The sequence below is a fragment of the Saccharopolyspora sp. NPDC002578 genome, assembly GCF_053592695.1.
On the sequence record NZ_JBSFWJ010000026.1, the window covers coordinates 63,062 to 74,973 of the forward strand.

Consider the following 11,912-nt stretch of genomic DNA (forward strand, 5'->3'; position numbering starts at 1 on the left):
GGGCCATTCGATCCCACATCGTGGAGGGGGATGTCACAGCGGGAACCAGCACCGATGATCAGACGACCAGTGAGACGACCGCAGCGGCGAACCAGCAGGAGTGACGATGGTGACGGATCCAGGACTCGCGGCGCAGTCCTCTCCGCCGGAAGCGTCCGAGCAGGCCACGCCGGAACGGACGCCCTCCACCTGGGCCGTGCTGCGGCCGCTGGTGCTGCGGCTGCACTTCTACGCCGGGGTGTTCATCGCCCCGTTCCTGGTGATCGCCGCGCTGACGGGCCTCGTCTACGTCTTCACGCCGCAGCTGGAGCAGGCCGTCTACGCGCACGAGCTGCACGTCCCGGCGGCGGCGACCACGGCACCGCTGGCCGAGCAGGTCGCCGTCGCGCAGGACGTCCGGCCCGGCGAGCGGTTGCAGGCCGTGCGGCCGGGCGCGACGCCCACCGACACCACGCAAGTGATCTTCGCGGCGCCGGACCTGCCGGAGAGCTACCAGCGCACCGTGTTCATCGACCCGCACACCGCGCAGGTGCGCGGTGACCTGGTCACCTACGGATCGGGGCAGGCGCTGCCGCTGCGCGCCTGGATCGACAACCTGCACCGCGGGCTGCACCTCGGCGACACCGGGCGGCTCTACAGCGAGCTCGCCGCCAGCTGGCTGTGGGTGGTCGTGCTCGGCGGGGTCGTGCTGTGGATCGGGCGCAGGCGCCGGAACCGGCGAGCCCGCCTGCTGCTGGCTCCGGAGTTCCGCCCGGCCGGTCGCAGGCGGGTGCTGTCGTGGCACGGCGCGGTGGGCCTGTGGGCGGCGCTCGGGCTGCTGTTCCTGTCCGCGACGGGCCTGACCTGGTCGGTGCACGCCGGGGAGAACGTCACGGCGGTGCGCGAGCAGCTGGCCTGGGAGACCCCGGCGGTGACGGCCGAGCTGCCGTCCGCTCCCGCGTCCGACGTCGGCATCGACCGGGTGCACCAGGCGGCGCTCGCGGCGGGCCTGGACGGTCCGGTGGAGATCAAGCCGCCCGAGGCCGGTTCCGCCTACACCGTGCAGCAGCAACAGCGGAGCTGGCCGACGAAGCAGGACCAGGTGGCCGTCGACCCGGCCACCGGCGTCATCACCGAGACCGTCCGGTGGGCGGACTACCCGCTGATGGCGAAGCTGTCCCGGTGGGGCATCGACGCGCACATGGGCCTGCTGTTCGGGTTGGTGAACCAGCTGCTGCTGGCGGCGCTGATGCTCGGGCTGCTGTCGATGATCTTCTGGGGCTACCGGATGTGGTGGCTGCGCAGGCCCACCCGCGGCGAGGCCCGGACCGGCAGGCCACCGGAGCGCGGCGCGTGGCGGCGCGTCCCCGGCCGGATCATGGCGCCGATCATCGTCGGAGCCGCGTTCGTCGCCTACTTCCTGCCCCTGCTGGGGGCGTCGCTGCTGCTGTTCCTCGTCGTCGACATCGTGCTGGGACAGCGTGCCCGGCGGAGCACCGGAGTCTGATCGTGGTCGAATCGCTGCTGCTGAGCTGGGTCCTGACGGTGCTGTTCGCGGTGGCGGCGGCGTGGTGCGCGTACAGCGCCACTCGCCCGGCGCTGCTGCCGAGCGATCGGTTGAGCTCGGTGAGCCACCTGGTGATGAGCCTGCTGATGATCGCGATGGTGTGGCCGTGGGGCATGAGCGTGCCCGCCGCCCCGCAGATCGTGCTGTTCGCGGCGACCACGCTGTGGTTCGTGGCGCTGACGGCGCTGCGCACGCCGTGCGCGCACGGCTACGGCTCGCCCCGGTTGGCGCACACGCACCACGCGGTGATGTCGGCGGCGATGGTGTGGATGGTCGCGACGATGCCGCTGCTGATGCTCGGCGCCTCCGATTCCGGCGGCGGTCACCACCACCACTCGATGGGCACTGGCGGAGGTGCCGGCGTGCTCGCGGCCCCGGCCGCCGCCGACACCACTCCGGGCGCGGTCGTCGCGATCTCCGCGGTGCTCGCGGCGTTCCTGGTGCTGTCCTCGATGGCCTGGATCTCCACCGCGGTGGACACGGCCCGCCACGCCCTCAACGCCGCGGACACCACCGGCACCCCCGCCGACCCGGACGCGACCCGCCGCGCACTCGACTCGGCCTGCCACGGCGCGATGAGCATCGGCATGGGCGCCATGCTCTTCGCGATGCTCTGAGCCGGGCCGGTGCGCGGCGACCTCCGCGCCCCGGCGTCAGGCCGGGAAGGCCGTAGCGGCGGAGGCCGCTTCCCACCGCCGCAGGTCGCCGAGCAGCCGATCCGCGTTGGCGCGGGTGCGGTCGAGCGCGTCCGCCCCGAGCACCAGGTGCATCGGCGGCTCCGGGTCGGCGACGGCGTCGAGGATCACTTCGGCGGCGCGGGCCGGGTCGCCGAACTGCTTGCCGTCCTTGCCCTCCAGAGCCGTGACGGACCCGCTGGTCGCCGCGTAGTCGTCGATGGCGGTGGCGGTGTTGCGCCGCGAGTGCCCGGAGAGGAAGTCGGTGCGGAACTGGCCGGGTTCGACGGCGGTGACCTTGATGCCCAGCGGTGCGACCTCCTGCTCCAGCGCTTCGGACATGCCGCCGAGCGCGGCTTTCGCCGCCGCGTACAACCCCGATCCGGCGCCGGGCGCGAACGCGGCGATGGAGGAGATGTTGACGATGTGCCCGGAGCGCTGTGCGCGCAGCACCGGCAGCGCCGCCCGTACGACGCCCAGCGCGCCGAAGAAGTTCACGTCGAACACGTGCTCCGCCTCGGCGGGTGACGTCTCCTCGATGGCGCCGAGCAGGCCGTAGCCCGCGTTGTTCACGACGACGTCGATGCGCCCCGCGAACTCGTGCGCCGCGGCGACGGCAGCGGCGGCGTGCTCGGGGACGCCGACGTCGAGCGCCACGGTGCGCAGCGCACCGTCCGCGGCGGCGAGGTCGCTCTCCCCGCTGCGAGTGGTGCCGACGACGATGTGCCCCCGGCGCAACGCGGCCTCGGCCAACGCCCGGCCGAGACCACGGGAAATCCCGGTGATGAACCAAACCGACATGACGATTCCTCGATCCGAGTAGTCCGATGTGGACGAAAGAGGCGCGGCTGCCGATCCGCCCCCGCAACGATCCGAGCAGCACGACCACCCGCGAACAGCGACGGAGCCGACACGACCCGCAGCAACCGGACCGAACCGGGCAACCCGACGCACTCCCGAACGTAGAACCCCGGCTCCCCACCAGGGAGGACCCGCCACACCCCGGAACAACACCACCCCGCGAACCAAGCCCGAGCACGCACACCCAACAACGAAGCCACGCCCCAAGCAGCCGAACCCACACACACCTGCACGCGCCTGGGGCTGCGAAGCAAGCCTGCTTTGCGGCCGAAGGCCGTGCCTGTATGTGCGAAGCACATAGCCCACGTCGAGAAGTCCTCACCCGCGGGTTCTCAGGCGGTCTGTCGCGAGGACAGCTTTTTCCCTCGTGGCGGAGCCACTTGGGAAAAAGATCCCGCAGCGACAGACCGCCTGAGGTTCCGCCACCCGACCACCCAAGCAAAACGAGCCGACAACCTCAACAGCGCCAAGCTGCTTCGTCTAGTAGTTCGTCGGCCAGGCGTTCTTGCGGGACCGCGATCCGGTTCTCCCGCAACGCCGCGCCCAGCGCCGCGTCCCACGGCGCCTCGGTGACGCGTCCGACTCCGGGCCCGGAGGGGTACCGGTCCAGCGCGGCCAGGTAGTCGTGCGCGCTCATCCGCCACGGCACCGCCCCCGCCTTCGCCAGCACGTAAGCCGCGATGCGCACGCCTTCGCCGTCGAAATCGCCGTGGTAGCGCAACGTCGCGCCCGCGGCGGACAGCAGCCGCAGCAGCAGGATTCCGGCGCTGTTCGGCCATCCCGAGGTGCACACCATCGGCGGGCAGGTGCGGCCGTACCGGCGCAGCGCGAGCGACAGCACGTTCGGGTTCTCCACCACCCACACCTCGGGCACGCCGAGCACGATCCGCCCCGCGTCCCGCAGCTGGGCCAGGGTCAGCACCGCGGCGTGCCCGGAATCGGTGCAGGAGCGCATGATCTCGCCGCACAGCCGCCCGCCGACGGGCTGCACCCCGGCGGTGAGCACCACAGTGGACAGTGCGTGCTCACCGATCCCGGCTCGCCGCCACAGGTCGCGGCGCTGCTCGGCGCTGGCGGGCAGCGCGACGCCGTAGACCTCGGCCAGCGCGCGCAGCACCAGCCCGGACACCCGCCTGCCGGGGTCCAGGGCGCGCGGGTCGCCCAGCACGTCCCCGGCGAACGCGGGCAGCGGTGTCCCCGCCGCGGGCAAGCGGGACAGCACGTGCAGCGCCGCGTCGAGCAGTTCTCCGGTGGCGGCGGGCGATCCGCCGAACACCCCGCCCCTGCGCACCTGCTCGGCCCAGTCCCGCAGCGCGGGCTGCGCGGCCACGACCGGGTGCTCGGCGAGCCATTCCCACAGCGCCGCGCGCTGCTGCTGGAGTCGTTGCCGTTGCCGCGCCCGGTTCTCCAGCGGCCCGATCAGTTCTTCGACGATGCCGCGGGCGTCCATCCCGCAGATCTGCCCGAGCGCCACGTCCAGGCGCGGCAGCGACACCGCGACGTGGTCCGGCGGCAGCCGGTCCAGGCCCAGCAGGCTCGCCAGCGCTTCCCGCTGGGCGCGGTCCAGCGGCCCGACCCGCACCCGGTTCACCGGGCGGCCGGAGCTGAGCCGGTCGTGCACCGCCTCCCACAGCGGTGCGAACTCGGCTCGGCGCAGACCGTCAGGAAGCACCGCGTTGCTCCGCGAGCGCCCGGCCGTCCCAGACGAAGCGGGCGGTGGTGACCGCGTCGTCACCGTCGCCGGTGATGAGCTGGTGGATCGCGATGCCGTCGAGTTCCCGGTAGGTGCACCACTCGTGGTCGCTGGTCAGCACCAGATCCAGGTCGAGCGCGGTGAGCAGGTCGAACACCTGCCCGCGGTTGGTCGCGTCCACCCCCACGAACACCTCGTCGAGCAGGATGAACCGGGGCGCGGCAGGCACCGCCTGGTAGTGCGCGGCGACGGCGGCGAACAGCGGCAGGTGCAGCGCGATGGCCTTCTCCCCGCCGGAGAGCGCGCCGTGCAGCCGCTTCGTCAGCAGCTGCCAGCCCTCCCCGTTCGCCCGGTCGATCTTCACGCCGAACCGGTGCCAGGCGGTGTAGTCGAAGACCTGCGCGAGCTGGCCTTCCCAGCTGGCTGCGGCGTTGTCCTGCTTGGCTTCGGCGATGCGGTCCCGGAAGAAGTCGTGCAGCGCGTCCTTGTCCGCGTCGGTGAGCCGGGCCGGGTCGGTGAGCAGCAGTTCCCGCGCGTTCTGGGTGCCCGCGGGCAGGTTCGGGTCGACCTCCCACACCAGCTGCACGGCGACCTTCGAGGCGGTGCGCACCCGCTTGAGCCGGGTGTTCATGGTGTCGACGAGTTCCCCGGCTTGGCGGATGCGGGCGGCGAGGTGCCTGCGGGTGTCGCCGGTGAGGGTCTGGTCGAACAGGTCGTGTTCGGCGCCGGTGATGTCGTCGCGGGCCCGGTCCCGTTCGGCGCGCAGCGCGTCTCGCAGCCCGGTCGCGCCGAGCCGGACGCCGTCGAGGGTCGCGGCGAAGACCTGCACGTCGTCGTCGGGTTCCAGTTCCAGGTCGGCGCGTTCGGCGAGGACCTGACGGCTGTCGTAGACGGCCTCGTTGAGCCTGCCGAGCGCGTCGGCGAGGTTCTTGGTGCCGTGCGGCGTCTTCGCCCAGGTGTCGGCGATCTCGCTGGCCGCCGCCAGGGCGGCGGTGCGGCCGTCCGTTGTGGACAGTTCCAGGTCGATGCCCGCGTCGTCGGCGAAACCGGCGGCGGCCCGGCTCCGGAGTCGTTCGGCGGCGGCGTCGCGGGCGGCGAGCGCGGCGTCCCGGCGGTCGGCGACGGCGGCGCTGCGGGTGCTGAGCGAGCCGATGCGCCCGGCGATCTCGACGAGCCGCTCGGACACCTGCTCGTGCTGCCTGTGGAGCTCCAGCAGGTGCGCGCGCAGCCGGGCCACCTCGTCGAGGGCCTGCTGGTGGCCGGTGTCGAGCGCGCCGCGCACCGCGTCGGCGCGTTCGGTGAGCCGCAGCGCGGTGAGTTCGGCCTCGGCGGCTTCGGACCGGCGTTGCGCCGCGCCGTCCTCGGCCCGTTTCGCCACGTCAGCTGCGGTGTCGGCGGCCCGGCGATCGTTGTCGGCTTCGAAGCGGGCGTCGAGCCACGCCGCGGCGGAGTCGGTGAACCCCTCCACGCGGGTGTCCAGTTCCTCCAGCGCGGGCCGGTCGGCGGGCAGTCCGCGTTCGGCGGCGAGACCCGCGAGCCGGTTCCCGCTCAGCCGCGCGGTTTCCGCCGTCTCGGAGACCCGCGCGACCCTGCTGCTCACGGCGTCGTCGCGGGCGGCTACCTCGGCTTCGGCGACGTCCGCGGCCCGCCGGGTCTCCTGCACCGCCGCGTCGTCGGGCACGGCGTTCCACTCGGCGTGCAGGGCGTCCCGGCGCCGGGTGAGGGCGTCGACGCCGGTGTCGAGCTCGGCGAGTTCGCCGTCGAGCTCGCCGATGGACCGGTCGAGCTCCGCGATGCGGCGGCGCCGGGCGCGATCCCGCGCGGCGGCGCCGAGGTGGGCGGCTTCGGCCTTGTCCGCGCTGCCCGCGAGACCGGCGATCCGCCACCGGCCGTCCGGCGCGACGGCCACGACCGGGTCCGCTTCCGGCCCGCGATGCCTGCCGCCGGCGTCGGGCCCGGTATCGAACCGCTCCGCGCCGTAGCCGATCCCGTGCAGCACCGACCAGATCCGGTCGCGGTCCACCGGTCCGGCGGATTCGGGCCGCAGCACCTCTACGAGCGACGTCCCGTCCACCGGGTGCAGCCGCGCGGGGTCGAGGAACGTGTCGTGCCCGTCCACGTCGAGCACGCCCTCCGGGCTCACCCAAGCGTCGAGCAGCCCGGCGGCCTGCAACGCGGCCTCCACCTTCGCCTGCACGCCGGGCGCGACGCCGTTGCGGAACGCCACGAGCCGCCACAGCGGCGCACCGGGCCGCCCGGTCCGGTCGGCGGTGCGCGCCGCGGGCTCGGGGCGCGGCAGGTCGGAGTGCTCCCGCAGCTTCTCGCGCTGCGCCGTGAGTTCAGCGTGCCGGTCCCGGCGTTCCTGGCGCCGCGCGACCTCGGCGGCGTGCCGCTGCGCAAGCTCGTCGGCGGCGGCGAGGTGGCCGGGGCGGAGTTGGTCGAGCAGCGCGGCGCGGGAGTCGGCGTGCGCGGCGACCTCGTCGACGTCGGGGACGGGGAGCTCCGCCAGCCGCGCCGCCCACGCCCGGACCAGCTCGTCCTGGTGCCGCACGGCGGTGTCGTGCGCTTCGGCGGCGGCGGTGCGCCGGTCGGTGGCGGCGGCGAGGTCGGCCCTTGCCTGCTCCAGTTCGTGCTCCGCGCCGGTGCGGGCGGCGAGCGCCGCGTCGTGCCGGTCGAGTTCGGCGCGGACCTCGGCGATCAGGTCGTGCCTGCTGCGCACGGCGGCGCGCAGCAGCCGCCGGGTGCGCTGCCGGTCCTCGGTGCCCGCGACCTCCTGGAACGCCCCGGCCAGGCCGACCCGCTCGGCGTGCCGGCGGGCGTCGTGCTCGGCGCGCTGCGCCGCCGCGGACGCCGAGGTGGCGCGCTGCTCGGCCTGCTCGGCGCGCTCCGCGTCCCGCGCGGCCTGCTCGGCGCGCCGCTCGGCCTGCTCGCGCAGTCCCGCCGCGAACCGGCCCGCGGTCGTCGCGTCGGTGTGCAGCCGATCCGTTTCCCCGCCCTGCCGGTACCGCTCGCCGTCGGCCAGCCCGTCGATGCGGGCCTGGGTGCGTTCGACGTCCTGCGCGAGCCCGGCTTTCCCCGCCTCGGCCGCCTCCCGCTCGGCCACGGCCTGTTCGTGCAGGTCCGCGCTGTCCTTCGCCGCGGCGGAGAGCCGTTCCAGTTCGGCGGTCGCGGACAGGACCTCGGCCGCCGTCGCGCGCAGCACCCGCTGCGCGTAGGTGCGCTGCCGGTCGGCGACGGCCTCCGCGGCCCGCACCTCCGCGTCCAGCCTGGTGAGGTGTTCGCGCTGCTGGTCGAGCCGTTCGAAGCCTTCGGCGAGTTCGGCGATCTCGGTGCGGCCCAGCGGCGGCAACGCCCGCGACAGCAAGGTGGACAGCAGGTTCGGGTCGAGCCGTTCGGAGAGCTTCGGCGTGCGCAGCTGCAACAACGCGGTGATCAGCGCTTCGAAGCGCTGCTCGCTGAGGTCCGGGAACAACGCGGCGCGCACGGCTTCGCGGTGGTCCGCGGCCGTCGGGTGCACCGTGCCGTCGGCGCCCAGCGCCTCGGTGAGCGCCGTCTTCGTCAGCGGCTGCCCGCTGTCGTTGACCAGCGCGACGCCGCCGTCGACGCCGATCCGGCGGCGGGTGGTGAAGTAGTCGGCGTGCACCGTCGTGGTGTGCCTGCTGGCCTGCAACCGGGCCCCGCAGCTGAACCACTCGTCGGCCCCCGCCTGGAATTCCAGCCACACGTAGCCGACGCGGGTCACGCCGTTCGCGCCCTCGCCCATCAGGTTCCAGTGCATGGTGCGTTCGGCGCTGCCGAAGGTGGACAGGCGGTTCGCGCGCAGGTTCGCGTCGAACAGGAACGGCAGCAGCAGTTCGAGGGCCTTGGACTTGCCGGTGCCGTTCGGCCCGCGCAGCAGCAACCGTCCTCTGTGGAACTCGAAGACCTCGTCGTAGTAGCGCCAGACGTTGAGGATGCCCGCCCGCGACGGCCGCCACCGGGAGGTCGCGCGCGCCCCGTCGGACGACGCGGGCGCGGCGGGTTCGGAGACCGTCACGACGGGTTTCCTCCAGCGGAGTCGGGAAAACCGGACACGACCGCGTAGCGGGCGGCGGCGGGCAGCGCGACGATCCGCTCCCCGTCCCGCCGGGCCAGGCCGAAATCGACGAGCACGGCGACGGCGTCGTTGACCAGCCGCGACGGCCCGTCCGAGTAGCGGTAGGTGCGCGCGGCGCCGGGCGAGCGGTCCAGCACCGATTCGGCGTCCCCGCGCAGCTGTTCGGCGGTGCGCCCGGAGCGCGAGGTCCCCAGCGCGTCCAGCAGGTGCAGCGCCGCCACCTTCGCGTTGTTCGCGTCGTCCGGGAACTTCGCGTCCGTGGCCATCGCTTCCGGGTCGACCAGCAGCACGCCCTCGGCGCGCTCCTCCAGCACGAATCCGCCCTGCTCCGCGGCTTTCCGCATGATCTGGCGGCCCGCCTGCGAGGTCGCGTAGGCGCGCTGGGCCTCGGTCAGATCCGCCCAATACACCACCGGATCGTCGAACAGCTTGCGCAGCACCGAATGCCGCAGCCACAGGTTGCATTGCACCTCGGTGGCGCCCTGCTCGGCGTTGCCGTAGCGGGATTCGGCGACCAGCGCGCTGATCGCCTCGTCCGGGTCCGCGCCCTGCTCCCGCTCGGACGGCTGCGACGGCCCGTTCGGCGCGGACAGCAACCGCATCAGCAGCGTGGCATCGACCCGGTAGAGCACCTTCGCCTCGGCTGAGTCCACGAAGCTCTCCGTGCTGCCGTCGATCGATTCGAGCACCCCGAAGGACTCCAACGCGCGCAGCACGTCCACAAAGGCCATCCGCTCCGAGCGCATCGCCGCGTCGAACGCGGTCAGCACCGGGTCGGCCGCGGTGGCCTGCACGATCCGGTCCGCCAGCAGCCCGATCGTCGTCGCGGGCCCGCCCAGCAGTTCCGCCGCAGCCACGCAGAACAGCGTGTAGCGGCGCCGGTCGAACGGTGCCCTGCTGCTGCGGTCGCGCCGGGCGGGGCGGGACGCATCGGGATCGGAACGCACCTTCGCCAGCCGCGCGTAGCCGAGCCGCGGCTCCACGGCCAACGCCCAGCCGCAGTGGTAGTCGAACCAGCCGGTGAGCGTGTCCTTGCGGCGGCGCACCAGGTCGAAGCCGTCCGGATCGGTGTCCGCCCTGATCAGCGGGTGCGCCAGCAGCAGCTTGATGCCGCGCGCGAGGTCGGTGCGTTCCGCGATGACCAGCTGGTTCGCCAGGTTGCTCATCCCGCCGCCTCCGCGTCCGGGGAGTCGGTGAGCAGCCGCACGTCCACCAGGTAGTCCGCGCCGCGCAGCGTCCCCCGCGACGTGCGCAGCCGCGCGGACCGCGCGTCGCCGGGGTCGCGCAGCACGATCTCCACCTGCCCGTCGCCCGTGCAGGCCCGGCGCAGCCCGGTGCTGTCCTCGCGGGTGGCCAGCGCTCGCCCCAGCAGGTCCAGCAGCCGGTCGAACACACCCGGTTCCAGCTCGCCGAACGAGGACAACCGGACCTCGCCGCCGGTGGCGAGGCGCCGCCAGGCCGCTTCCAGCTCCGCGCGTTCCTGCCTGGCCCGGCTCGCGCGCAGCGCGGCGACCGCCGAGGTGTCCCGCACCTTCCCGGTGCGGGCGAACTTCTCGGTGCGGCCGTTGCTGCGCAGCAGGGCCGACACCCGCACCCGCGGCGCCTGCGCCCACGGCGTGGACGGCGCGACGAGTTCCGGGTCCTCGTGCGCGAGGTGGGCGTGGCGCGCGGAACCGAGCCCGAACGCCGCCGACCACAACCGGTGCAGGTCCTCGTCGCGGTCGGCGGTGGCGAACCACCGCGCGAGCTCCCGGAAGTCGGCGGCGGCACCGGAGGAGTGGCGGCGCGCCTCGGTGATCCGGTCCAGCACCTGCAGCAGCGCCACGATCGCCCGCCGGGCCACGGCGTGCAGCTGGTCGATGCGCGGCATGCTGCCGTCGGCGGGGCGGAACCAGGAGCGCAGGCCGTCCCAGCGCGACCGCCGGTGCCGCAGCCACTCCTGCGCCGCGTGCTCGCCCGCGGTGGGCGGCAGGTCGGCGCCGCTCAACGCGCGGCGGTGCAGCTCGTCGATGCCGTGCTCCTCGACCCTGCCCAACGCGGCGACGACCGCGTGGGTCCGCTGGTCCAGGTTCGTCACGAACTCCTGCAGGTAGGCCACGGTCGCGGCCTTCACCTCGTGGAAGGTGTCCAGGTCGGCGCCGTCGGCGCGCAGCAGGCGTTGCAGTTCCCCGTTGAAGCCGGTGGCGCCGGTGCGCAGGGCCTCCAGGCGCCCTTCCACTTCCTGCACCGCGCTGAACAGCCGCCGATCCGCCGTGGCGGGGTCGTCGAGCAGCCCGGCGAGCTCGGTGAGCCGGTCGGCGAGCGCGTCGAGCACCGCGGTCTGCAACGCCCCCGCCTCGTTGAGCACCGCGAGCGCGTGGCGCACTCCCGCGCAGGCGGCCTCACCCGCCTTCGTCAGCGTGTAGTGCAGGTTCCGCCGCTCGTACTCGGTGGCGGTGCGGTAGTTCTCCGCGTGGTTCTGGACGACGTCGAGCAGTCCCCATTCGGCGAGCTTCTTCAGCCGTTCCGCCAGGTCTTCGTCGGTGAGCGCGTCGAACCAGTCCGCTGCGCGCAACCGGCTCCGGACGTCGTCGATGCCGAGCGCCGTGCACAGGTCTTCGTTGGCCTCGCCGAACGCGTGGAGGATCGCGGAGTGCGCCTCGGCCTGAGCGCCGACCGCGAAGCGGAACATGTCCGGCGGGACCCGCTGCGTCGCCACCCACGGCCTCCTCCCCGTCCGGGAACCACCATCCCACGGTAGAGGACCAACGCTGTCAGGCGAACGGGTATCCGACGGCTACACGCAGTTCGTCCCGCCGAACGAGAACGGACTCGACGGAAAATCCGAGTGACCCCACCCCACCACCGGGGGACGCAGGGAGCCCGCAAAGGCATCAGCACGACATGCCCTTCCGACCACCGTCTTGTCAGCGGCGAAGCCGCTGAGCAGTGACCACCAGAGCAAGCCGACCACCGGCGGGTTCTCAGTCGTCTTCTCGCGAGGACAGCTTTTTCCCTCGTGGCGGAGCCACTTGGGAAAAAGATCCCGCAGCGAGAAGACGA

General features: G+C 73.5%; 8 protein-coding genes. 2 read left to right on the top strand and 6 right to left on the bottom strand.

What is annotated here, in order from left to right:
- The first annotated feature begins 106 nt into the window (after positions 1 to 106).
- Together ACWD38_RS15015 and ACWD38_RS15020 are read left to right on the top strand one after the other, a co-directional pair.
- Positions 107 to 1,486, top strand: coding sequence for a PepSY-associated TM helix domain-containing protein (locus ACWD38_RS15015; RefSeq protein WP_184476499.1), 1,380 nt, complete (start codon positions 107 to 109; stop codon positions 1,484 to 1,486).
- 2 nt (positions 1,487 to 1,488) lie between these two features.
- On the top strand, positions 1,489 to 2,163 hold the full coding sequence (locus tag ACWD38_RS15020; RefSeq protein WP_184476497.1) for a DUF5134 domain-containing protein: 675 nt from the start codon (positions 1,489 to 1,491) through the stop codon (positions 2,161 to 2,163).
- A gap of 36 nt (positions 2,164 to 2,199) precedes the next feature.
- On the opposite strand, the gene ACWD38_RS15025 is transcribed toward ACWD38_RS15020, so the two are convergent.
- The 6 genes from ACWD38_RS15025 to ACWD38_RS15050 form a co-directional block, all read right to left on the bottom strand.
- Positions 2,200 to 3,021 carry an oxidoreductase gene (locus ACWD38_RS15025; RefSeq protein ID WP_450124253.1) on the bottom strand — a complete coding sequence of 274 codons (822 nt, stop codon included), beginning with the start codon at positions 3,019 to 3,021 and terminating at the stop codon, positions 2,200 to 2,202.
- A gap of 517 nt (positions 3,022 to 3,538) precedes the next feature.
- A complete protein-coding gene (locus ACWD38_RS15030; protein ID WP_184476493.1) occupies positions 3,539 to 4,753 on the bottom strand; it encodes a TIGR02679 family protein in 1,215 nt (404 codons plus the stop codon).
- Positions 4,743 to 8,810, bottom strand: coding sequence for a TIGR02680 family protein (locus ACWD38_RS15035; RefSeq protein WP_450124254.1), 4,068 nt, complete (start codon positions 8,808 to 8,810; stop codon positions 4,743 to 4,745). Before ACWD38_RS15035 ends, ACWD38_RS15030 begins: the two co-directional genes overlap by 11 nt.
- Complete coding sequence (locus ACWD38_RS15040; protein WP_450124255.1) at positions 8,807 to 10,036, bottom strand: TIGR02678 family protein; 1,230 nt, start codon at positions 10,034 to 10,036, stop codon at positions 8,807 to 8,809. The genes ACWD38_RS15035 and ACWD38_RS15040 overlap by 4 nt, the downstream gene beginning before the upstream one ends.
- Positions 10,033 to 11,541, bottom strand: coding sequence for a TIGR02677 family protein (locus ACWD38_RS15045; protein WP_450124257.1), 1,509 nt, complete (start codon positions 11,539 to 11,541; stop codon positions 10,033 to 10,035). The genes ACWD38_RS15040 and ACWD38_RS15045 overlap by 4 nt, the downstream gene beginning before the upstream one ends.
- A gap of 105 nt (positions 11,542 to 11,646) precedes the next feature.
- Positions 11,647 to 11,912 (bottom strand): hypothetical protein (locus ACWD38_RS15050; RefSeq protein ID WP_450124256.1); only part of this gene is annotated, 266 nt, incomplete at its 5' end.

Bases quoted from the DNA above. Each gene is read 5' to 3' on its own strand.
- ACWD38_RS15040 (WP_450124255.1), bottom strand. From the start codon at position 10,036: ATGAGCAACCTGGCGAACCAGCTGGTCATCGCGGAACGCACCGACCTC.
- ACWD38_RS15045 (WP_450124257.1), bottom strand. From the start codon at position 11,541: ATGTTCCGCTTCGCGGTCGGCGCTCAGGCCGAGGCGCACTCCGCGATC.
- ACWD38_RS15015 (WP_184476499.1), top strand. From the start codon at position 107: ATGGTGACGGATCCAGGACTCGCGGCGCAGTCCTCTCCGCCGGAAGCG.
- ACWD38_RS15025 (WP_450124253.1), bottom strand. From the start codon at position 3,021: ATGTCGGTTTGGTTCATCACCGGGATTTCCCGTGGTCTCGGCCGGGCG.